The sequence below is a fragment of the Pseudomonas sp. genome (assembly GCF_035497915.1).
In the GTDB taxonomy this organism is placed as follows: domain Bacteria; phylum Pseudomonadota; class Gammaproteobacteria; order Pseudomonadales; family Pseudomonadaceae; genus Serpens.
This window is the reverse complement of the sequence record NZ_DATJCS010000051.1, coordinates 19,274-39,649: the sequence shown is the minus strand read 5'-3', so window position 1 is coordinate 39,649 and position 20,376 is coordinate 19,274. Positions and strand designations below refer to the sequence as shown.

Below are 20,376 nucleotides of genomic sequence, written 5' to 3'. Positions count from 1 at the left end.
CTGGTAGTTATTTTTTCTTCTTGGGAGCGATGACCATCATCAGCTGGCGTCCTTCCAGCTTGGGATGCTGTTCAACGGTGCCGTATTCGGCGAGGTCGGTTTCGACCCGCTTCAACAGCTCCATGCCCAGCTCCTGGTGAGCCATCTCACGACCGCGGAATCGCAGGGATACCTTGGCCTTGTCCCCTTCACTGAGGAAGCGGATCAGGTTGCGAAGCTTGACCTGATAGTCCCCATCCTCGGTTCCTGGACGGAACTTGATTTCCTTGATCTGAATCTGTTTCTGATTCTTCTTGGCTGCAGCCTGCTGCTTCTTCTTTTCGAACAGGTGCTTGCCGTAATCCATGATGCGACAAACCGGAGGCAGGGCCTCGGCGGAGATCTCCACCAGGTCCAGCTTTGCCTCTTCGGCGACTCTCAGGGCTTCGTCGATGGAGACGATGCCGATCTGTTCGCCGTCCGCACCGATCAGACGGACCTCACGAGCACTGATGTTTTCATTGATCGGAGGCTTGGGTGCCCGTTTGTCTTGTCTCATTTCACGCTTAATAGTCATTACTCCGATGCTTGGCGACCACGCCGGGAAACCGCCTGTGTCAGCAACTCGCGGAACTGCTCGATGGGCATGCTGCCCAGATCAGTGCCTTCGCGGGTGCGCACTGCGACGGATCGTGTCTCAACTTCCCGGTCTCCAATAACGAGGAGGTAGGGAACCTTGAGCAAAGTGTGCTCGCGGATTTTAAAGCCGATCTTCTCGTTTCTCAAGTCAACCTTTGCCCGGAAGCCTTGGGAATTCAGGGTTTTCTCGACTTCCTCGGCGAATGGCGCCTGCTTGTCGGTGATGTTCATGATCACCGCCTGGGTCGGAGCCAGCCAGGCCGGGAAGGAGCCTTCGTAATGTTCGATCAGGATGCCGATGAAACGCTCGAACGAACCCAGGATCGCCCGGTGCAGCATGACCGGGCGCTTGCGCTGGTTGTCCTCGGCGATGTAACTGGCATCCAGGCGCTCCGGAAGATTCGGATCGTACTGCAGGGTACCGCACTGCCAGTTGCGACCCAGGCAGTCGCGCAGGGTGAACTCGATCTTCGGGCCGTAGAAGGCACCCTCGCCCGGCTGGTACTCCCAGTCAAGGCCGGATTCGTTCAACGCCTGCGCCAAGGCCTCCTCGGCGCGATCCCACAGCTCGTCGGAGCCAACGCGCTTGGCCGGTCGGGTCGATAGCTTCATGGCGATATCGGTGAAGCCGAAGTCCGCGTAGACCTTGAGCGTCAGCCGGATGAAGTCGGCCGCCTCCTGGCGCACCTGATCCTCGGTGCAGAAGATATGCGCGTCATCCTGGGTGAAGCCGCGCACCCGCATGATGCCGTGCAGCGCGCCGGACGGCTCATTGCGGTGGCAGGCACCGAACTCGGCCATGCGCAACGGCAGATCGCGGTAGGACTTCAGGCCCTGGTTGAAGATCTGCACATGGCACGGGCAGTTCATCGGCTTGACCGCATAGTCGCGGTTTTCCGAGGAGGTGGTGAACATGTTCTCGGCGTAGTTCGACCAGTGCCCGGACTTCTCCCAGAGAATGCGGTCAACCACCTGGGGCGTGCGCACCTCGACATAGCCGTTGTCGCGCTGGACCTGGCGCATGTACTGCTCCAGCCCCTGATACACGCTCCAGCCGTTCGGGTGCCAGAACACCATGCCGGGCGCTTCTTCCTGGGTGTGGAACAACCCCAGACGCTTGCCCAGACGGCGGTGATCGCGCTTCTCGGCTTCCTCGATGCGCTGGATATACGCAGCCAGTTGCTTCTTGTCGGCCCAGGCGGTGCCGTAGATGCGCTGCAGTTGCTCGTTCTTCGAGTCACCACGCCAGTAGGCGCCGGAGATGCGGGTCAGCTTGAAGGCCTTGAGGAAACGGGTATTCGGCACGTGCGGACCGCGGCACATGTCGACGTATTCCTCGTGGTAGTACAGGCCCATCGCCTTCTCGTCCGGCATGTCGTCGATCAGGCGCAGCTTGTACTCTTCGCCACGCGCCTTGAAGACCTCGATGACCTGGTCGCGCGGCGTCATCTTCTTGATGACATCGTAATCCTTGGCGATCAGCTCGGCCATGCGCACCTCGATCGCCGCCATGTCTTCCGGCGTGAAGGGGCGATCGATGGCGATGTCGTAATAGAAGCCTTCGTCGATCACCGGCCCGATGACCATCTTGGCGTTCGGATAGAGCTGCTTGACCGCATGCCCCACCAGGTGGGCGCAGGAGTGACGGATGATCTCCAGCCCTTCCTCGTCCTTCGACGTGATGATCTGCAGGGTGGCATCGCTTTCGATCAGGTCGCAGGCATCGACCAGGCGACCGTTGACCTTGCCGGCGATCGTCGCCTTGGCCAGGCCCGCGCCAATGGACTGCGCCACCTCGGCCACGCTGACCGGATGATCGAATGAACGCTGACTACCGTCGGGAAGAGTAATGATGGGCATGGCGCCTCCTCTCCTAGTGGTGACCCCTACCAAAGGCCACATGGGTTGGGATGAGCCAGTAAAGCGATCCGCCGGAACAACCCGCCGCACTGTGGCAGGAGGCCTGAGGCCCGACCCGTCGAACCGGAGCACTGGAAAATCGAAGTCGCGGATGCTTCCAGAAAGCCAGACATCTGGCAAGCAAGCCATAAAAAAAGGGTCGCTTGCGGCGACCCTTTCTTGGAATTTGGTAGGCACAATTGGACTCGAACCAACGACCCCCACCATGTCAAGGTGGTGCTCTAACCAACTGAGCTATGTGCCTTCCGATGGCCGTGCATTCTACGCACAGCCTTCGGCCTGTCAATCAGTTTTTTCGCTAACATCCTGAATCCGCAAATTTTTTGGGAATCACTCACGCGCGGTGCGCATGGTGACGAACTCCTCCGCGGCGGTCGGGTGGATTCCCAGGGTGTCGTCGAAATCGCGTTTGGTGGCGCCGGCCTTCATCGCCACCGCCAGGCCCTGGATGATTTCACCGGCCTCCGGTCCGATCATATGACAGCCCAGCACCCGCTCACTGTCGGCGTCCACCACCAGCTTCATGAGCGTGCGCTCCTGGGAATCCGTGAGGCTCAGCTTCATGGGCCGGAAACAGCTTTCGAAGACCTTCACACGGTGCTTTTCACGGGCCTGCTGCTCGGAAAGTCCCACGGTGCCAATGTTCGGCAGGCAGAACACCGCAGTCGGTATCAGCTCGTAACTCAACGGGCGATATTCCTCCGGCCTGAACAGGCGGCGCGCCACCGCCATGCCCTCGGCCAGCGCCACGGGCGTCAGTTGCACGCGACCGATCACGTCACCAATGGCCAGAACGAAAGGATCCGTGGTGCGGTACAGGTTGTCGACGCGGATGAAGCCCCGCTCATCCAGCTCGACACGCGTGTTCTCCAGCCCCAGATCGTCCAGCATCGGCCGGCGCCCGGTGGCATAGAAGACGCAATCGGTTTCCAACACCCGACCATCGGCCAGGGTCGCCTTGAGGGTGCCATCGGCCTGCTTGTCGATGCGACGGATATCGCTGTTGAACTGCAGATCCATGCCCTTCTTTTCCATCTCATCGCGCAGATGTATCCGCAGACTCTCATCGAAGCCACGCAGAAACAGGTCGCGCCGATAGAGTAGCGAGGTCTTCGCACCCAGGCCGTGGAAGATGGAGGCGAACTCCACCGCAATGTAGCCGCCGCCCACCACCAGCACGCGCTGCGGCAGCTGTTCGAGATGGAACGCCTCGTTGGAAGTAATCGCATGTTCGGCACCCGGAATATCCGGCACCTGCGGCCAGCCGCCGGTGGCGATCAGGATATGTCTGGCGCTATAGCGCTGCCCATCCACCTCGACATGCTGGCCACCCACCAGACGCGCATGCCCCTCCAGGAGCTTGACGCCGCTGTCGACCAGCAGCTTGCGATAGATCCCGTTGAGGCGCTCGATCTCCCGGTTCTTGTTGGCGATCAGCGTCGACCAGTCGAACGCAGGCTCACCACTCGTCCAGCCATAGCCCTTGGCCTGGCGCAGTTCTTCCTCGAAATGCGCGCCGTAGACCAGCAGCTTCTTCGGTACGCACCCCACGTTCACGCAGGTGCCACCCAGGTAACGACTTTCGGCAACCGCCACTCGTGCGCCGAAGCCGGCGGCGAAACGAGCCGCACGGACACCACCGGAGCCGGCGCCAATGACGAAGAGGTCGAAATCATAGGCCATAGTGTTGTCTCCTGATTCAGGCCGCCAGCATACCCCAGCATCCCTGGGCTGGGGCATTTCGCTCAGGAGAACCCTTATGGGACCGACACTGACGCACATCGCCCTGCATGTTCCCGATCTTGACGCCTGCATGGCGTTCTATGCCGACTTCTGCGGGCTTCGGCTGATTCATCAGCGACCCGCCAAGGGTTCGCGCATCGTTTGGATGGCCGAACCCGGCCGCGAACAGGCGTTCGTCATCGTCATGATGCCGGGCGGCACCCCTCGCAACCTGGCTGCGGACGATTACAGCCACTTCGGCTTCGCCTTGCCGAGCCGCGACGCAGTGGATGAGATCGCCAAGCGCGCACAGCAGGCCGGCTGCCTGATCTGGTCGCCCCGGGACGACCCCTTCCCGGTCGGCTATTACTGCGGCGTGCGTGACCCGGCCGGGAACTACGTGGAGTTCAGCTTTGGCCAGCCACTGGGACCCGGCGCCCAGCCACTGGAAAGCGATGGGGAATGGTCTTCCCCCTGACGCAGATACCCGAAATCAGAATGCCTTGCCCGCCTTGTAGAAGTGCTCGAAGCAGAAGTTGGTGGCTGCGATATAGCCTTCGGCGCTGCCGCAGTCGAAGCGCTGTCCCTTGAAGCGATAAGCCAGCACACAGCCCTGCTGGGCCTGCTTCATCAGCGCATCGGTAATCTGGATTTCGCCACCCTTGCCCGGCTCGGTCTGCTCGATCAGCTCGAAGATGTCCGGCGTGAGGATGTAACGGCCGATGATCGCCAGATTCGACGGTGCATCTTCCGGCCGGGGCTTCTCCACCATGCTGCTGACCCGATAGATGTCATCGCGAATGGCCTCGCCAGCGATGATCCCGTATTTGGAGGTCTCTTCCGGCGGGACTTCCTCGATGGCCACGATGGAGCAACGGAACTGGTTGTAGAGGCGCACCATCTGGGCCAGCACGCCATCGCCCTCGGTATTCAGGCAAAGGTCATCTGCCAGCACCACGGCGAACGGCTCATCACCAATCAGCGGGCGGCCGCTCAAAATGGCATGCCCCAGCCCTCGCATCTCGATCTGGCGGGTATACGAGAAACTGCAGCTGTCGATGAGCCGGCGGATTCCAGTCAGGTAGCGTTCCTTGTCGGTGTTGCGAATCTGATGCTCCAGCTCGTAGCTGATGTCGAAGTGATCCTCCAACGCCCGCTTGCCGCGCCCGGTCACAATGGCGATCTGGGTAAGACCCGCCTCCAGCGCTTCTTCCACCCCGTACTGGATCAGCGGCTTATTGACCACCGGCAGCATTTCCTTGGGCATCGCCTTGGTCGCGGGAAGAAATCGGGTGCCGTAGCCAGCCGCCGGAAACAGACATTTCTTGATCATGGCCATCCTTGTTCGCGAAAGAGTCGTAAGAAGCGGTGCGTCCGCCTGATGAGCCGGACAGTGTAGAAAAGGCCCGCCTTTTTGCCTCCCTCACTCCCAAAGCAACTCCCCCTGCCCGCTCACTTCCTTCAGCTTGGCCAGCGCGGCGTGCGCAACCTCCTCGGCCTCGAAGGCCAGGTCATAACGATGACCCTCCGCCAGGGTATGCACCACTGGCTTGGCGTCAGGGTCACGCGTCTTGACCGCGATCACCGCCTGATAGCCGCCCTCCACCGGGAGTGCCGAGGCCACGGCCTCATAACGTTCGAAATGCCTGAAGATCATCCGACCACCCTCCACCACTGCCGTCTGGCAATGGACAGCGGAATCGGGCAAACGCTCGCCTGATCAGCCCTTGTAGGTCGAGGCCACCGCTTCCAGACGGCGAGAAGCGCGCGCCGGCGTCGCGGGCGACGTCGTGGGCAGATAAAGATTCAGGCGCGGAATCACCGCAACTCTCGGCTTGCGATCCGGACGCTCGGCCTGGCGCACCGCGCGATCGAAATCCCCCAGCTCACGAACTTTCGGCTCACCACCCGCGCGAATGAATACCGGCAGGTTGGCATGCACCATGGCGTCGTAACGCGTGGCCTCACCGAACCAGAGCATGAGTCGCGGATGAGGCGCGAGCTTTTTGTAACGGTGCAGCACCTGCTCATCGGCCAGGTTCGCAATGCCCTGCAACTCCAGCCCCGCCGGGGTACGCCGTGCCTCGCAGCGCGCCTCCGCAGCCTGCTGCTCGGCGCGCACCGCCAGCAGTTCGCGGACGTCCTTCACCAGGATTTTTTCCGCGCCTGCGGTATGCCCCGCCCAGGTGAACACCAGCAGACGCGGCGCCGCGTCGAAGGCCTGGATGTGCCGGGACACCTGCATCATGGAAAACCCAGCGCCCAGGGCCGCGCGCAGCAGACGCGGGCGCGCCGATTTCGCCAGATTCATTTCCAGGCGGGTGTGTTCCACCGTCGCGACAAGCGCATCCTTGAGGCGGTTGATTTCCTGCACCTGACCCAGCAGACAGTCCCTGACCTCGAAAAAGCCCGGCAAGCGCATCACCGTACCCGGAGCCTGCCCCGCCTCCCGTTCCAGCATGGCCAGAGCCGCCTGCGCCGCCTGAATGGCTTCGCTGCCGGTCAGGCGCTCGACCGGAATCACATCCGGCGCCCTCTGCTCCCGAAGCAGCGGCAACCGCCAGGCTACACCCGAGACCACCTGCTCCGGCCACTGGGCATTGAAACTCACCAGCGCCTCGCGCAGCTCGGCATGGGCATTACGGATGTCATCGTACATGGCGCACTCCAGCGAACCCTGCCCTGTCGACTTGGACAGGGAGAGAGGGGAAAGACCAGGTATACATAAGGGGTGGTATTAAAAATTGCCAGCCTTATCTCTGCCAGGTCTCTTCGAAGAACGCACAACACATTGAAACTCCGGGAGTTTCAAGAACGCGTGTACCTGCGTCACCTTGCCTAAGCCAAGGCGCCTGTATATAGTCCGGCGTCTTTCTACCCCGCTGCCCGAATGGCGAAATGGTAGACGCAGGAGACTTAAAATCTCTCGCTCGCAAGAGTGTGCCGGTTCGAGTCCGGCTTCGGGCACCAGAATATCCCTCGCCCCAACGGCACCTCCGCCCCCCCCAGAGGAGATGCTGAGCCTCCCCTCAATCCTGATCCCTCGCCATAAATGCCAGCGCGCGCAAGTGCCGGGGGAAACGATTGGGAATTATTGATACGCAAATGAAAAAGCCCCGTAGACCTGAATCTACGGGGCTTTTCAATAGTGGAGGCCGAGGTCGGAATCGAACCGGCGTACACGGATTTGCAATCCGCTGCATGACCACTCTGCCACCCGGCCTCAAATGAAAGCGCCGCATATGCGGCGCCGACATCAAAAATTGGAGCGGGAAACGAGACTCGAACTCGCGACCCCAACCTTGGCAAGGTTGTGCTCTACCAACTGAGCTATTCCCGCTTGGTGACGGCCGCCATTCTATCGTTTCCAATGAGGCCGTCAAGCCTTTGATTCAAAAAACTTATTTCTTTTCCGGGGTGACCCGCAGATGCGGCCAGGCAGCCAGCAGGTACTGACACATCGACCACAGCGTCAGCCCAGCGGCAACGAACAGCAGGCCGTAGCCAAGCAACACCCAGACCGTGAACACCGCTGGGTTGGCCAGCAGGATGACCAGCGCGACCATCTGCGCGGCGGTCTTCCATTTGCCCCACTGGGACACCGCCACCTGAGCCCGGGCGCCCAGCTCGGCCATCCATTCGCGCAAGGCAGAAACCACGATTTCCCGACCAATGATGATCGCCGCCGGCAGGGTCAGCCAGAGATTGGCATGCTCTTCCACCAGCAGCACCAGGGCCACGGCCACCATCAGCTTGTCGGCCACCGGATCGAGGAAGGCACCGAATGGGGTGCTCTGCTCCAGACGCCGCGCCAGGTAGCCATCGAACCAGTCGGTCACCGCCGCCAGGGCAAATACCGCGCTAGCCGCCCAGTAGCTCCAGGAGAACGGCAGATAGAACAGCAGGATGAAGACCGGAATGAGCAGTACGCGTAGGACGGTGAGCAGATTGGGGATATTCATGGGCAGGCTTGGGCGGCGGGGTGGCCAGGCATTCTACTCACTGTGCAGGGCGGCATAAATCGACTCGGCCAGTTTTTTGCTTATGCCGGGTGCCTTGGCGATCTCTTCGATGCTGGCGCGGCTCAGCTCCTGCAGACCACCGAAGTGCTTGAGCAGTTCACGGCGGCGCGTCGGCCCGACACCGGCGATGCCTTCCAGCGTCGAGGTGCGCCGTGCCTTGCCACGTCGGGCGCGATGCCCGGTGATGGCGAAACGGTGCGCTTCGTCGCGGATCTGCTGGATCAGGTGCAGCGCCGGCGAATCGGCCGGCAGGGTGAACTCGTGCTCCGCGTCATTGAGATAGAGCGTTTCCAGCCCCGGCTTGCGGGTCACGCCCTTGGCCACCCCCAGCAGCAGCATGTCGCCCACGGCCATTTCCTGCAGTACGTCGCGCGCCATGTTGAGCTGGCCCTTGCCGCCATCCACCAGCAGGATGTCGGGAACCTTGCCCTCCCCCTCCTTGAGCTTGCCGAAGCGCCGGGTCAGCGCCTGGTGCATCGCCGCATAGTCATCACCGGGCGCCACACCCTCGATGTTGTAGCGCCGATAGTCGGACTTCAGCGCCCCCTCCGGACCAAACACCACGCAGGAAGCCACCGTCGCCTCGCCGCTGGAGTGACTGATATCGAAGCACTCCAGCCTGGTCGGCTGTTCCTCCAGGGCGAGCGCCTGCGCCAGGGCCTCGAAGCGCGCCGCGGTATGCTGCCGATTGGCCAGGCGGGCGGCCAGCGCCTGCTCGGCATTGGTGATTGCCAGTTGCTGCCAGCGCGCCCGGGTGCCACGCACCCGCACGCTGATGCTCAGCTCGCGGCCACGCAGCTCGGCGATGGCGGTCAGCAGCGTCGGGAAGTCCTCATGCTGGGCATTGACGATCAGCTCGGCCGGCAGATCCCGCTCACTGCTGCCCAGGTAATACTGCGCCAGGAAGGCAGCCAGCACACTGGCGCTGTCCTCCTCGATCGCCACCTGCGGGAAGAAATTCTTGCTGCCCAGCACCCGCCCGCCACGCACACTGATCAGGTGCACGCAGGCGCCGCCCGGATTGACGATGGCGGCGATGACATCCACATCGCCGCTGCCGCCTTCCATGCTCTGCTGATCCTGGACGCGCCGCAGGATGCCGACCTGGTCGCGCAGCTCGGCGGCGCGCTCGAACTCCAGGCTCATCGCGGCCTGTTCCATTTCACCAGTCAATTCAGCGGCCAGCGCATTGCTGCGCCCTTCCAGGAACATCACCGAGTGGCGTACGTCCTCGGCATATTCGGTTGGGCTGACCAAGCCGACACAGGGTCCCTTGCAGCGCTTGATCTGGTACTGCAGACAGGGTCGGGTGCGATTGCGGAAATAGCTGTCCTCGCACTGACGCACCAGGAAAGCCTTCTGCAGCAAGGCCAGGCTTTCGCGAATGGCCCCGGCGCTGGGATAGGGTCCGAAGTAGCGACCCTTCGCCTTCTTGGCGCCGCGATGAATGCCCAGCCGCGGGTAGTCGCCGTCGGAGAGAAACACGTAGGGGTAGGATTTGTCGTCGCGCAGCAGGATGTTGTACGGCGGCCGCCACTCCTTGATCAGCGTCTGCTCAAGCAGCAGTGCCTCGGTCTCGTTGGCGGTGATGGTGGTTTCCACCTGGGCGATACGAGACACCAGCGCGGCGGTCTTCACCGCCAGGCCAGTCGTGCGGAAATAGCTGGAGAGGCGCTTCTTGAGGTTGCGGGCCTTGCCGACGTAGAGCAGCTTGCCCTCGACATCGAACATCCGGTACACGCCCGGATGGGAACTGCAGGCCGCCAGGAAGGCAGCCGGGTCGAACACGGAAGGCATCATGTCAGCTGGTGGCATCCACCATGCCGTGGCGCACGGCCAGAAGCACCAGCTCCACGTCGCTGGTCACGGCCAGCTTCTCGAAAATGCGGTAGCGGTAGGTGTTCACCGTCTTGGGCGACAGGCACAACTTGTCGGAGATGCTCTGCACCTTCTGGCAGCCGGCGATCATCAGGGCGATCTGGATTTCCCGCTCGGAAAGCTGATCGAACGGCGAACCCTGGTTCTGCGGCTGGAAGGACTTCAACGCCAGCTGCTGGGCAATCTGCGGACTGATGTAGCGCTGGCCGGCGAAAGCGTGGCGGATCGCCTGGACCATTTCCTCCAGTGCGGCGCCCTTGGTCAGGTAGCCCGAAGCGCCTGCCTGCAGCAGGCGGGTCGGGAACACATCGTCCTCGCAGACGGTTACCACCACCACCTTGATGTCGGGATGACTGCGCAACAGCTTGCGGGTGGCTTCCAGCCCGCCGATGCCCGGCATGCGTACGTCCATCAGCACCACGTCGGGCTTCAGCTCGCGGGCCTTGCGCAGCGCCTCCTCACCGGAATCCGCCTCCCCCACGACCTGAAGATCCCGGATATCGGCCAGCATGCGGATAATGCCCGCCCGCACCAGATCGTGATCATCGACAACCAGCAGCCTTATCAAGACGCACCTCGTTCACTCGGCCGCTCAGCCGACGGCTTCTTCGTGTGGGCCGAACCCTAGCAAAAAAGCGCGTACTTCGCCTAGTTAGCGCGCTTGCGCTGTGCGGCTACCGACATGCAGGAGTGTTTTTCATGCCGCAGGGATGATTCAGATCAACGCTTGTGACGTGTCCAGGCGCGACGCAGCAGATCGATCACTTCCTCATCCGAGGTCTGCGAAAAATCGCGGTACCAGCGACCGATGGCCCACAGCGGCTCGGGAACCAGCGGACAGATCACCTCGTCCGCCTCGTGGCGCAGCACGGCCAGCGTCTCCTGCGCGCCCACAGGCACCGCCACCGTGACGTGCGCGGCACCCAGCTTGCGCACCGCCTGGACGGCGGCACGCATGGTCGCCCCGGTGGCGATGCCATCGTCGACCAGGATCACCCGCTTGCCCCGCACCTCCAGCGCGGCCCGCTCACCCCGGTAGACGCGCTCGCGTCGGGCCAGCTCCTCGGCCTCGCGCCGCTCCACCGCCTCTATCTCCACCTCGCCGATGCCCAGGGAGCGCAGGATATCCTCGTTGAGCACGCGCACCCCGCCGCTGGCGATCGCGCCCATGGCCAGCTCGCTATGCCCGGGCACGCCCAGCTTGCGCACCAGCATCAGGTCCAGTGGACATCCCAGTGCCTCGGCGACCTCGAACGCCACCGGCACCCCGCCACGGGGCAGCGCCAGCACGAGCGTTTCAGGTCCTCCCTGCCCGGCCAACAGCTCGGCCAGCGCACGGCCCGCGGCGACACGATCGGGGATGGGAACTTCCAGCGAGGGCTTGGGCATGACTGGCCACCTGGTGAGGATCAGCGGTTCATGCTCCAGCATAGAAGGCGGGAACCGGCCACAGCCGGTCCCCTGATCGGAGGATCAGAAGCGCTTGAAGCCGGGATGATCGAAATGGCTGCCATAGTCGTTCAGCGCCATGATGACCCGTACCGCCCCGGCGCGCCGCCCCTCACCGCCGTGACCGGCCATCTCCTCGGCGCCGGCCAGGAGGGAGGCGATGACCAGGTGCAACTGCGCGTCGGCCTGCTCCGGCAGCGAGCAGTTCTTCACCATGTAGGCCACCCGATCGTTCACCAGCGCCGCCAGCCGCTCGTACTCCGCCGTCGGCAGACGGTCCTGGTGGATCGCGTCATGCGTGGCATGCAGCGCCGAGCCCAGCTCGCCCATGGCCTTGCGCAGCGGCGCATCCGTGACCCAGCGCTTGCCGTTGTCCAGGCGCAGCGTCTGAACGCTGTCGCCGTGTTGTTGATGATGATCGTGGCCGCCGGCCGCCAGGCTGGCAGTGGCCGTACCCAGGGAAAGACTGCCCAGCAGCAGCGGCAGCAACAGCGAACGGTAATGCATGGTCATGTCCTTATCTCGTTAATGGAACACCTGAAGCGGTGTCGAACCTGTAACGCCGGGCGGCGGAAAATGTTCCGTCTCAATCCCGGTGCAACTGATCGAAACCGACCGGGCCGATCGGCTGGCTGAGCAGGATGGTCGCCAGTCGTTCGCGCTGCGCCGGTTGGAGAATTTCCCGCTCGCGCAGCAACTGCTCGATCACCAGCCGCTGCTGCTCCCCCTGCAGCTCGGCGATCCGCATCCGCGCCGCTTCGATCCCGGCGGCATCCGTCTCGGCGGCGAAGATTCCGCGAATCAGGCGGTCGCGCTGCTCGCCAATCGCCTCGGAAGAGGCCCGCAGCAGGGCCAGGAATGGCGCCTCGGCGTCATGCCAGCGCTGCAGCTGCTGGCTGCTCAGCTGCAGATCGCGGGTCAGGCTGGTCTGGGCGCCGGAAGGCACCGGCAAGCCGTCGCTGGCCAGTTGCGACCAGAGCGCGGCGATCAGCACGCCCAGGTTGACCAGCAGGGAAACCGCCAGCAGGCGGCGTGGAAAATGGGCACTCATCGTGTAACTCCTTGGGGTTGGCAGAATTCGGGGCGGGCGCACAGCCCGCCAGGGGGCGCGCTACCCAGCACCGCCAGCAGCGCCGGCGCGAACGCATCCGGCCGCTGCGGCGTGGTGAAGGTGGAGCCCAGCAGCAGGCCGAGCAGCAGCGACGCCGCGGCGCCCAGGGCCAGCGGCAGGCGGCGCGCGCGGGGCGCTCGTCGCGCGCGCCTCGGCAAGGCGCGCAAGGCATCGCCCAGCGCGCGCAGCTCGGCGAAACGCGCCTGGCATCGGGCGCAGCCGTGCAGATGCGCCTCCGCCTGTGGACGCTGGAAGGTGTCCAGCTCGCCATCCAGCAGCGCGGACAGCGCGTCCGGATCGAGATGTTCAGTCATGCAGGGATTCCCCCGGTTCCTGTCGATAGTGTTCCAGCAACCCTTCGCGGGCCCTGGCCAGACGCGACTTCACCGTGCCCGGCGGGATACCCAGGGCACTCGACAACTCGGCATATGACAAGCCCTCCACTTCCCGCAGCAGGAGGATCTCGCGCTGTTCGGCCGGGAGACGCTGCAGCAGCTGCTCCAGCTGGCGCAGCCGGCGTTCGACCTGCAACTGGCGCACCGGCGACGGCGCCGGGTCCGCCGGCTGATCACCCTGTTCCAGTGCTTCCGAGGGTTGGCGCACCTGACGGCGCCATTCATCACGGGTGGTATTACGTGCAATCTGCAACAGCCAGGTGCGAAAGCGCGCCTCCGGGCGCCAGCGGGCGATCGCCTGCCAGGCCTTGAGGAAGGTTTCCTGGACGATATCTGCTGCGTCGACGCTGCTCCCCGGCAGGCGGCGCACGAAGCGCAGCACCCCGGCCTGGTGACGCCGCATCAGCAGGCCGAACGCCTGGCGATTGCCCGCCTGCGCCTGCTCGATCAGTTCCTCATCCGTGCGTTGCATGTCGCGCCCATCTCACCCGTCTGGAAGGATGCTCCGGGCCTGTAACGAACACGGCGGTAAAAGGTTCCCGGAAGCGCCGGCAGGGTCACTCAACGCCGCGCACGCAACACTGGATCGCGATCAAGAAAACGCGCCATTCAGCTTCGGTTAAGCCAGCGGGGCTGCGACCAATCCGTTCAGCCCTGCGCCTGGGCCAGAAAGCGCTCGAACCAGTCGCCGGCCAGGCGCGCCACCTCCTCCAGCGCGCCGGGCTCCTCGAACAGATGGGTTGCGCCGGCCACCACTGTGACCTGCTGGACGCCATGCAGGTGATGGGCGACCTCGCGATTGAGCGCCAGCACCTCGTGATCCCGTTCGCCGACGATCTGCAGGGTCGGCGCCGCCACGCCATCCAGCGATTCGCGGGCCAGATCGGTGCGTCCGCCGCGCGAGACCACCGCGCGCACCACCTGCGCGCGCTGCGCGGCGGCGATCAGCGCGGCGGCGGCACCGGTGCTGGCACCGAACAGGCCGAGCGGCAGAGCGGCCAGCTCCGGGTCCCGCTCCAGCCAGTCGATCACCCCGACGATGCGCCGCGCCAGCAGGGGAATATCGAAACGCAGGCGGCGGGTCAGCGCGTCGATGCGCTGCTCGTCCTCGGTGAGCAGATCGAACAGCAGCGTGGCCAGCCCGCGCGCGGCAAAGGCCCGCGCCACCTGCTGGTTGCGCGGACTGCGCCGCCCGCTGCCGCTGCCGTGCACGAACACCACCAGCCCGCGCGCCTCGGGCGGACGCAGCAGGTCGGCCGCCAGGCCGGCATCGTCGAGGGTCAGGAACAGCGACATCGGTTCCAGGTTCTGCATGGGCCCTCTCCTCGCTACATCAGGTGGTTTCCGGACGAATCGCCAGCACGCTGCCGGGCATCTGGTAGAGCAGGTGCTCGGTGGTGTTGCCGACATAACGCTGCAGCCCCCGGCGCTGGATACGCCCCATCACCAGCACGTCGATGCCCACCTCGCGGGTGAACTCGACGAGCGTCAGGGTCGGCGGACCGAGCAGGAAATGGCGGCGATCCTGCGGCACGCCGCATTCATCGGCGAAGTGCAGGAAATCGCTGCGCTCGCTGGCCTGCAGATCGCCGGCCAGGTCCGCCCAGGAGGCGCTGAAGCCGCTGAAGTCGCCGAGAAACACCGCCATCGGATCGAAGGCGTGCACCAGGTGCAGTTCGGCATCGCACTGCAGCGCCAGGGTGTTGGCCGCCTCGACGATGCGCCGGTTCAGTGGGCTGTCCGGGGTCTTGTCGCTGGCGGTGTCCACCGCCGCTGCGATCCGCTTTGGATGCGCATGACCGCCCTCGCCCACCAGGTGCAGCGGCGCGGCACAGTCGCGCAGCAATTGCCAATCCAGCGGCGTGGTGAAGGTGCGCCGCAGCTCGCTGACCTGCTCGACGTCCTTGAGCACCACGTCCGGCTGCATTTCCTCCACATAGCGGAGGATCTCGGCGTGCGGATCGGCCGCCCAGATCACCTGCGAGGTGACATTCAGCCCCTGATGGCGCAGTGGGCCGCACTGGGCGTCGAGCTGCTGCCGGGCCTCCAGCAGGAAGCCGTCCCGCGTCTTGTCACGCACTTCATGTTCCAGCAGCGGCCAGGACCAGGGCGGCTCGATGCAGGCCAGCACATGCAGGGCCGCGTCGCTTTCCCTGGCCAGCACGGCCGCCCGTTGCAGAGCGGCAGAATGCCGCTGACGCAGATCGACGACGGTCAACAACCGCTGATAGTGGCCCATGGCATTTCCTCCCTTTTGTCGCCCGACGGCACTGTGAGCATAGGTGCGAATGCCGGTGCATCCCGCGCCACCGGTCAAGCGGCGTCTCAGCAATAGCCGGGCGCCGCCGGCAGTGCATCGGCGCCGCTCGCCCGCAGCAGGCGCAGGTAATGGTCGTAGCGGTAGGTGGGGCCGTCGCGACAGACGTAACTGGCGCCCAGATAGCAATGCCCGCACTGGCCGTCGGCGCAGTGCATGCGCCGCTCCAGGGAAAGCCAGATGCGCTCGGCGGCCAGGCCGCGCCGCAGGCACTCGCGAGCGCTGGCCAGCATCAGCGGCTCCGGGCCGCAGCACAGCAGCGCGTCCACGCTCCCTGCGGCGAACAGTCGATCGAGATGGTCCAGGGGCGTACCGGGTCGCTGGCCAGGCGGTGGTTGATCGAAGCTCTCGAACAGGGGCAGCACGGTGCGCCAGCGTGCCCGTTCCCGGCCCAGTACCTGGGCTGCGGCGTGACGCGCGCCGTACAGCAGCGTCAGGCGCCAGGGCGCATCCGGCGCACAGGCATCCTCGACCAGTCCAGCCAGGGGCGCCAGGCCGCAACCACCCGCCACCGCCAGCACCCGGCCACCCGCCGGCAAGTCTTGCGGCCAGCCGTGACCGAACGGGCCGCGATAGCCCAGCAGCGCACCCGGCGCGCAGGCGAACAGCGCGCCGGTCACCCGTCCCATCCGGCGCACCAGCGCGCTGAAGCGGCCGTCCGGACCGGGCGGCCGCACATAGGTGAACGGCGCGTCGCCGACGCCGGGCACGCAGAGCATGAAGAACTGCCCGGGGCGCACGGCGGCATCGCCGGTGTGCGGAGCGTCCAGGCGAAAGGTGAAGTGGCGGGTGTCCTCGCTGTCCGCATAGCCATGCTCAAGCCACAGCCGGCGCGGCGTCGCGTCGATCATGGCTTCGCCACCCGGCCCATGACGCCGTGGACACCAATGCCGCCGGGACAGACCCGGTCGCAGCGCCCGCAGCCCACGCAGCCATAGGCGTCGAACTGCTCGCGGAACGCCTCGCCGAACTTGTGGTACCAGAAGCGCCGCACCCGCTGACCGGCGCTGGCGGTGGGGTTGTGGCCGCTGGCCTCGCGCTGGAACGCCTCGTACAGGCAGGAATCCCAGACCCGCTCGCGCGCGACGCCGCCCTCCTCGTCCGCCACTTCCAGCGGGGCGAAGCAGGAACAGGTCGGGCAGACCGTGGTGCAGCCGGAGCAACCGAGGCAGCGCAGGCCGACCGCCTCCCAGGCGTCTTCGGAGATGCGACCGGCGTGCAGCGCCTGGATGCCCCGCGCCACCTCCGTCTGCGGGCCCTGCTCGGCCGCCACCCGCCGGGCATTTTCCTGGCGCTCCGCCTCGCCATCGTCCGGCGCCGCCGGCGCATCGAAGCCGCGCAACGCGTCGGCACCGGCTGCGGAGGCGACCAGCAGCCGCCAGCCCTGCGACAGGGACAGCAGGATCAGATCGGCGTCGCCGTCATGCACCCGGGGTCCGCTGCCGACCAGGCTGCAGAAGCCGCCCACGCAACTGTGCCGGCATTCCAGCGCGACCAGCAGGCTGGCGCGGCGGCGGGCCTGGTAATGGGGATCGGCGGCGAAGAAACGATCCTGATAGGCAACCGCGCGCAGATCGCAGGCGTGCAGGCCGAACAGCACCTGCGGACGCACCGCCGGCATCAGGCCGAGGAATTGCCCGCCATCGAAGCGAAACAGCCGCTCGCGCTCGGCGAAAAAGAAGCCCTTGGCGGAAAACGGCGGCAGCACCGCAGGCGGATCGAACGGGGCGGTATCGTCCGCCGCCAGCGCCTGCCAGTGCCAACCGCCCTGCCCGTCGGCGCGCACCTCATGCACGGTGCGCTGGCGAGCCAGCCAGGCGCGCAGCCGCTCGGGACGGTCGAGTTCAACGGCGTCCATGGCGTGTTCCCCGTACCGTCGCCTGGGGGATCGCTCCCGCCGCCAGCGGCTCGACCGCCACGGCGCAAGCCTTGAGCTCAGGCATGTGGCTGATCGGGTCCTGGGCCGGATTGGTCAGCTGGTTGCAGGGCGCCTCGCGAAAGTGATACGGCATGGCCAGGGTGCCCGGCGGCACGTCGTCGGTCAGGTGTACCCGGGTCTCCAGCCGGCCGCGCCGCGAGCGCACCCGCACCGCCTGGCGCTCGTTCAAGCCCAGCGCCACGCCATCGGCCGGGTGCATGAACAGCAGCGCCAGCGGCGTCTCCCGCTCCAGCAGCGGCGACTGCCGGGTCATCGCGCCGCCACCGTAGTGGAAATGCAGGCGATGCGTGGTGAAGGCGAACGGATACTCGGCATCCGGCACCTCGTCGAGCGCCACCTGGCTGACCGGCAGCAGGCGCCCGCGCCCGCGCGGGAAGCCCTGTTCATGCAGGCGCGGCGAACCCTGTGGATGCGCGGCGTCGCAGGGCCATTGCAGGCCGTGCGCGGCATCCAGCGCCGGATAATCCATGGCGGAGAACAGCGGGGTGAGCGCCGTCATCTCGGCGAATACCGCCTCCGCATCCGGCCAGTCCATGCCGGAGTAGCCCATGCGCGCCGCCAGCGAGGAAAGGATCCGCCAGTCGGCGCGGGCCCCGCCGGGCGGCGCCACGGCCCGGCGGATACGCTGCACACGGCGCTCGCAGTTGGTGAAGGTGCCGTCCTTCTCGGTGAAGGCGGCGGCCGGCAGCACCACGTCGGCGAGCCGAGCGGTCTCGCTCAGGCGCAGTTCCACCACCACCAGGAAATCCAGGGCCTGCAGCGCGCGCAACAGCTGGTTCTGGTCCGGGTCGGTCACTACCAGCTCCTCGCCCATCACCATCAGCGCGCGCAGCTGCCCCTGGCGGGCCGCCTCGCTCATGGCCAGCGAGGTCAGCCCCGGCAACGCCGGTGCCGGGCGGCCCCAGGCAGCGGCGAAGCGCGCCTGTACCACGGGGTCGGCAACCGACTGGTAGCCGGGATAGACATCCGGCAGGCAACCCATGTCGCAGGCGCCCTGCACGTTGTTCTGGCCGCGCAGCGGGTTGATGCCGGTCCCCGGTCGGCCGATCTGGCCGCAGGCCAGGACCAGGTTGGAGACCGCGATGACGTTGTTGGTGCCGCTCTGGAACTGGGTGATGCCCATGCCGTAGGCGGTGAAGGCGGCGCGGGCATGGCTGAACGCGTAGGCCACCCGCTCCAGCTCGGCGAGCGACAGCCCGGTCTGCGCGCAGCACTGCACCAGATCGAAACCGGCCAGGTGATGGCGCAGCGCGGCCTCGCCTTCGCAGCGCGCGGCGAGAAACGCGCGATCCTCCCAGCCATTGGCGAGGATGAGGTGCAACAGGCCGTTGAGCAGCGCGATGTTGCTGCCCAGGCGCAGCTGCAGATGGATGTCCGCCAGCCGCGCCAGGCGCGTGCGGCGCGGGTCGACGACGATCAGCATGGCGCCGCGCGCCTGGGCGCGCAGCATGCGCGCGCCGATCATGGCGTGGTTCTCGGTGACGTCGGCGCCGATCACCAGGATCAGGTCGGCCTGGTCGATGTCGGTGATGCCGCCACTCATCGCCCCGGAGCCCAGGGTGCGGCCCAGGCCGGCCACCGACGGGCTGTGGCAGATCCGCGCGCAATGGTCGATGTTGTGGGTGCCCAGCACCGCGCGGGCGAATTTCTGCGCCGCGTAATTGTCCTCGTTGCTGGCATGGGCGCAGCTGATCACCCCGACGCCGGCCGGCCCCAGTTCCTCCAGCGCCAGCTGGAAGGCCTCGGCGGTGCGGGCCAGCGCTTCGTCCCAGCTGGCCGGGCGCAGCCGTCCGTGCTCCCGCACCAGCGGCTCGCGCAGCCGCCCGGCCGGCTCGACGGCGAAACTGCTCGCCCAGCCCTTGGCACACAGCTGACCTTCGCTGACCGGATGCCCGGGTTGCGGCTCGACACCGATCACCCGCCCCTCCTCGACACGCAGGCCCAGACCGCAGCCGACGCCACAGAAGGTGCAGATGCTCGGCACCACAGGCATTTTCAGCCCTCCGGAGCGATGGCCAGGATGCTGCAGGGCACCTGGTAGAGCGCATGCTCGGTGGTGCTGCCGACCAGCTTGTCCAGCCCCGTGCGCTGCACGCGCCCCATCACCAGCACGTCCACCTGCTGTTCGCGGGCGAACTCGGCGAGGGTCATGGTCGGCGGGCCGAGCAGGAAATGCCGGCGCTCCTCGGGAACCCCCTGGGCCGCGGCAAACGCCTGGAAGTCCTGCCGGGCGATGTCTCGCAGCTCGTTCCAGGACTCGCTGGGCGCGCCGGCGTCGGCCATGTAGTAGCGCAGCGGGTCGTAGGTGTGCAGCAGGTGCAGCTCGGCGCCGCTCTGCATCGCCAGGGCGTTGGCCGCCTCGATGATGCGCTCGTTCAGCCCGCTGTCCCTGGCCTGCTCCCGCGATGTGTCGACTGCCGCGACCACCCTGCGCGGCAAGGCATGCCCGCCGGCGGCGACCAGGTGCAGCGGCACGCTGCACTCGCGCAGCAGGTGCCAGTCCAGCGGGGTGATGAAGGTGCGTTTCAGCTCGCCTTCATGCTGCACGTCCTTGATCAGCAGGTCCGGCTGCAGCTCGGCCACGTGCTGGAGAATTTCCACGCGCCGATCGGACACGCAGAGCACCTCGCTGGTGAGCGTCAGCCCCTGTCGGCGCAGCGGTTCGATCTGTTCCTCCAGGCGCGTGCGGCATTCCGCGGCGTAGCCGTCGCGGGTCCTGGCCTGCACCTCGGCGGGCAGCAGCGCCACCAGCGCGGGCGTCGCCACCAGCGCGGCGACATGCAGCGTGGCGCCACCCGTGCGAGCCAGCGCCGCCGCGCGCTGCAGCGCCGGGGAATGACGCATCCGGGGATCGACGATCACCAGCAGGCGCTGGAACTGGCTCATGGGTAGCCTCCGGGAAATCTGCCGCCACGCGGCCGCCCTTTCACTGTAGCCGCGCACACCCCGGACCGTTGATCGTCGCGGCGGCCGCCCGGCGGAGATTTCACCCATGCTGCACAGGG

Annotated in this window: 21 protein-coding genes and 4 tRNA genes; 2 read left to right on the top strand and 23 right to left on the bottom strand. The window is 65.9% G+C overall.

Annotation, left to right across the window (positions count from 1 at the left end; genetic code table 11):
* Positions 1-7: 7 nt before the first annotated feature.
* The 4 genes from infC to gorA all read right to left on the bottom strand — a co-directional run bounded on the left by infC (position 8) and on the right by gorA (position 4,221).
* Complete coding sequence (gene infC / locus VL129_RS15285) at positions 8-556, bottom strand: translation initiation factor IF-3 (RefSeq protein WP_325414188.1); 549 nt, start codon at positions 554-556, stop codon at positions 8-10.
* Positions 556-2,478, bottom strand: coding sequence for a threonine--tRNA ligase (thrS, locus tag VL129_RS15280; RefSeq protein WP_325414186.1), 1,923 nt, complete (start codon positions 2,476-2,478; stop codon positions 556-558). The genes infC and thrS overlap by 1 nt, the downstream gene beginning before the upstream one ends.
* 227 nt (positions 2,479-2,705) lie before the next feature.
* A tRNA-Val gene (locus VL129_RS15275) sits at positions 2,706-2,782 on the bottom strand.
* 86 nt (positions 2,783-2,868) lie between these two features.
* Positions 2,869-4,221: a glutathione-disulfide reductase gene (gene gorA, locus VL129_RS15270; protein ID WP_325414184.1), complete on the bottom strand. Its 1,353-nt coding sequence runs from the start codon at positions 4,219-4,221 to the stop codon at positions 2,869-2,871.
* Between the two features lie 76 nt (positions 4,222-4,297).
* Between gorA and VL129_RS15265 the strand changes: the two genes are divergently transcribed.
* Positions 4,298-4,738 (top strand): VOC family protein, encoded by a 441-nt coding sequence (locus VL129_RS15265; protein ID WP_325414182.1) that lies wholly within the window; start codon positions 4,298-4,300, stop codon positions 4,736-4,738.
* A 15-nt stretch (positions 4,739-4,753) separates the two neighbouring features.
* Here VL129_RS15265 and galU read toward each other — a convergent pair whose 3' ends face one another.
* The 3 genes from galU to VL129_RS15250 form a co-directional block, all read right to left on the bottom strand.
* Complete coding sequence (galU, locus tag VL129_RS15260; RefSeq protein WP_325414179.1) at positions 4,754-5,593, bottom strand: UTP--glucose-1-phosphate uridylyltransferase GalU; 840 nt, start codon at positions 5,591-5,593, stop codon at positions 4,754-4,756.
* Between the two features lie 90 nt (positions 5,594-5,683).
* Positions 5,684-5,917, bottom strand: coding sequence for a hypothetical protein (locus tag VL129_RS15255; RefSeq protein WP_325414177.1), 234 nt, complete (start codon positions 5,915-5,917; stop codon positions 5,684-5,686).
* A 63-nt stretch (positions 5,918-5,980) separates the two neighbouring features.
* On the bottom strand, positions 5,981-6,919 hold the full coding sequence (locus VL129_RS15250; RefSeq protein WP_325414175.1) for a DNA replication terminus site-binding protein: 939 nt from the start codon (positions 6,917-6,919) through the stop codon (positions 5,981-5,983).
* A 225-nt stretch (positions 6,920-7,144) separates the two neighbouring features.
* Here VL129_RS15250 and VL129_RS15245 point away from each other — a divergent pair.
* Positions 7,145-7,230, top strand: a tRNA-Leu gene (locus tag VL129_RS15245).
* Positions 7,231-7,409: 179 nt separating this feature from the next.
* Here the strand turns inward: VL129_RS15245 and VL129_RS15240 are convergent.
* The 16 genes from VL129_RS15240 to VL129_RS15165 form a co-directional block, all read right to left on the bottom strand.
* Positions 7,410-7,483 (bottom strand) — tRNA-Cys (locus VL129_RS15240).
* 41 nt (positions 7,484-7,524) lie between these two features.
* A tRNA-Gly gene (locus VL129_RS15235) sits at positions 7,525-7,600 on the bottom strand.
* Between the two features lie 61 nt (positions 7,601-7,661).
* Entirely contained in the window at positions 7,662-8,222 is a 561-nt protein-coding gene (pgsA, locus tag VL129_RS15230; protein WP_325414173.1) for a CDP-diacylglycerol--glycerol-3-phosphate 3-phosphatidyltransferase, read from the bottom strand.
* 33 nt (positions 8,223-8,255) lie between these two features.
* Positions 8,256-10,079, bottom strand: a complete 1,824-nt coding sequence (gene uvrC, locus VL129_RS15225; protein ID WP_325414434.1) for an excinuclease ABC subunit UvrC — start codon at positions 10,077-10,079, stop codon at positions 8,256-8,258.
* A 4-nt stretch (positions 10,080-10,083) separates the two neighbouring features.
* Complete coding sequence (gene gacA, locus VL129_RS15220) at positions 10,084-10,728, bottom strand: response regulator transcription factor GacA (protein WP_325414171.1); 645 nt, start codon at positions 10,726-10,728, stop codon at positions 10,084-10,086.
* 152 nt (positions 10,729-10,880) lie between these two features.
* Complete coding sequence (locus VL129_RS15215) at positions 10,881-11,549, bottom strand: phosphoribosyltransferase (protein WP_325414169.1); 669 nt, start codon at positions 11,547-11,549, stop codon at positions 10,881-10,883.
* An 84-nt stretch (positions 11,550-11,633) separates the two neighbouring features.
* Positions 11,634-12,122: a hypothetical protein gene (locus tag VL129_RS15210; RefSeq protein ID WP_325414167.1), complete on the bottom strand. Its 489-nt coding sequence runs from the start codon at positions 12,120-12,122 to the stop codon at positions 11,634-11,636.
* Between the two features lie 73 nt (positions 12,123-12,195).
* Positions 12,196-12,660, bottom strand: coding sequence for a periplasmic heavy metal sensor (locus VL129_RS15205; protein ID WP_325414164.1), 465 nt, complete (start codon positions 12,658-12,660; stop codon positions 12,196-12,198).
* Positions 12,657-13,034: an anti-sigma factor family protein gene (locus VL129_RS15200; RefSeq protein ID WP_325414162.1), complete on the bottom strand. Its 378-nt coding sequence runs from the start codon at positions 13,032-13,034 to the stop codon at positions 12,657-12,659. Before VL129_RS15200 ends, VL129_RS15205 begins: the two co-directional genes overlap by 4 nt.
* Positions 13,027-13,587, bottom strand: a complete 561-nt coding sequence (locus VL129_RS15195) for an RNA polymerase sigma factor (protein WP_325414160.1) — start codon at positions 13,585-13,587, stop codon at positions 13,027-13,029. The genes VL129_RS15200 and VL129_RS15195 overlap by 8 nt, the downstream gene beginning before the upstream one ends.
* 176 nt (positions 13,588-13,763) lie before the next feature.
* On the bottom strand, positions 13,764-14,429 hold the full coding sequence (locus VL129_RS15190; protein ID WP_325414159.1) for a dienelactone hydrolase family protein: 666 nt from the start codon (positions 14,427-14,429) through the stop codon (positions 13,764-13,766).
* A 19-nt stretch (positions 14,430-14,448) separates the two neighbouring features.
* Positions 14,449-15,354 (bottom strand): universal stress protein, encoded by a 906-nt coding sequence (locus VL129_RS15185; RefSeq protein WP_325414157.1) that lies wholly within the window; start codon positions 15,352-15,354, stop codon positions 14,449-14,451.
* An 86-nt stretch (positions 15,355-15,440) separates the two neighbouring features.
* A complete protein-coding gene (locus tag VL129_RS15180) occupies positions 15,441-16,283 on the bottom strand; it encodes an FAD/NAD(P)-binding protein (protein WP_325414155.1) in 843 nt (280 codons plus the stop codon).
* On the bottom strand, positions 16,280-17,290 hold the full coding sequence (locus tag VL129_RS15175; protein WP_325414153.1) for a 4Fe-4S dicluster domain-containing protein: 1,011 nt from the start codon (positions 17,288-17,290) through the stop codon (positions 16,280-16,282). Before VL129_RS15175 ends, VL129_RS15180 begins: the two co-directional genes overlap by 4 nt.
* A complete protein-coding gene (fdhF, locus tag VL129_RS15170; RefSeq protein WP_325414152.1) occupies positions 17,277-19,364 on the bottom strand; it encodes a formate dehydrogenase subunit alpha in 2,088 nt (695 codons plus the stop codon). Before fdhF ends, VL129_RS15175 begins: the two co-directional genes overlap by 14 nt.
* A 2-nt stretch (positions 19,365-19,366) precedes the next feature.
* Complete coding sequence (locus VL129_RS15165) at positions 19,367-20,257, bottom strand: universal stress protein (protein WP_325414150.1); 891 nt, start codon at positions 20,255-20,257, stop codon at positions 19,367-19,369.
* Between the last annotated feature and the right edge of the window lie 119 nt (positions 20,258-20,376).

Coding starts and splice junctions, on each gene's coding strand:
- infC (WP_325414188.1), bottom strand. CDS start 556: ATGACTATTAAGCGTGAAATGAGACAAGACAAACGGGCACCCAAGCCT.
- thrS (WP_325414186.1), bottom strand. CDS start 2,478: ATGCCCATCATTACTCTTCCCGACGGTAGTCAGCGTTCATTCGATCAT.
- gorA (WP_325414184.1), bottom strand. CDS start 4,221: ATGGCCTATGATTTCGACCTCTTCGTCATTGGCGCCGGCTCCGGTGGT.
- VL129_RS15265 (WP_325414182.1), top strand. CDS start 4,298: ATGGGACCGACACTGACGCACATCGCCCTGCATGTTCCCGATCTTGAC.
- galU (WP_325414179.1), bottom strand. CDS start 5,593: ATGATCAAGAAATGTCTGTTTCCGGCGGCTGGCTACGGCACCCGATTT.
- VL129_RS15255 (WP_325414177.1), bottom strand. CDS start 5,917: ATGATCTTCAGGCATTTCGAACGTTATGAGGCCGTGGCCTCGGCACTC.
- VL129_RS15250 (WP_325414175.1), bottom strand. CDS start 6,919: ATGTACGATGACATCCGTAATGCCCATGCCGAGCTGCGCGAGGCGCTG.
- pgsA (WP_325414173.1), bottom strand. CDS start 8,222: ATGAATATCCCCAATCTGCTCACCGTCCTACGCGTACTGCTCATTCCG.
- uvrC (WP_325414434.1), bottom strand. CDS start 10,079: ATGCCTTCCGTGTTCGACCCGGCTGCCTTCCTGGCGGCCTGCAGTTCC.
- VL129_RS15215 (WP_325414169.1), bottom strand. CDS start 11,549: ATGCCCAAGCCCTCGCTGGAAGTTCCCATCCCCGATCGTGTCGCCGCG.
- VL129_RS15210 (WP_325414167.1), bottom strand. CDS start 12,122: ATGACCATGCATTACCGTTCGCTGTTGCTGCCGCTGCTGCTGGGCAGT.
- VL129_RS15205 (WP_325414164.1), bottom strand. CDS start 12,660: ATGAGTGCCCATTTTCCACGCCGCCTGCTGGCGGTTTCCCTGCTGGTC.
- VL129_RS15200 (WP_325414162.1), bottom strand. CDS start 13,034: ATGACTGAACATCTCGATCCGGACGCGCTGTCCGCGCTGCTGGATGGC.
- VL129_RS15195 (WP_325414160.1), bottom strand. CDS start 13,587: ATGCAACGCACGGATGAGGAACTGATCGAGCAGGCGCAGGCGGGCAAT.
- VL129_RS15190 (WP_325414159.1), bottom strand. CDS start 14,429: ATGCAGAACCTGGAACCGATGTCGCTGTTCCTGACCCTCGACGATGCC.
- VL129_RS15185 (WP_325414157.1), bottom strand. CDS start 15,354: ATGGGCCACTATCAGCGGTTGTTGACCGTCGTCGATCTGCGTCAGCGG.
- VL129_RS15180 (WP_325414155.1), bottom strand. CDS start 16,283: ATGATCGACGCGACGCCGCGCCGGCTGTGGCTTGAGCATGGCTATGCG.
- VL129_RS15175 (WP_325414153.1), bottom strand. CDS start 17,290: ATGGACGCCGTTGAACTCGACCGTCCCGAGCGGCTGCGCGCCTGGCTG.
- fdhF (WP_325414152.1), bottom strand. CDS start 19,364: ATGCCTGTGGTGCCGAGCATCTGCACCTTCTGTGGCGTCGGCTGCGGT.
- VL129_RS15165 (WP_325414150.1), bottom strand. CDS start 20,257: ATGAGCCAGTTCCAGCGCCTGCTGGTGATCGTCGATCCCCGGATGCGT.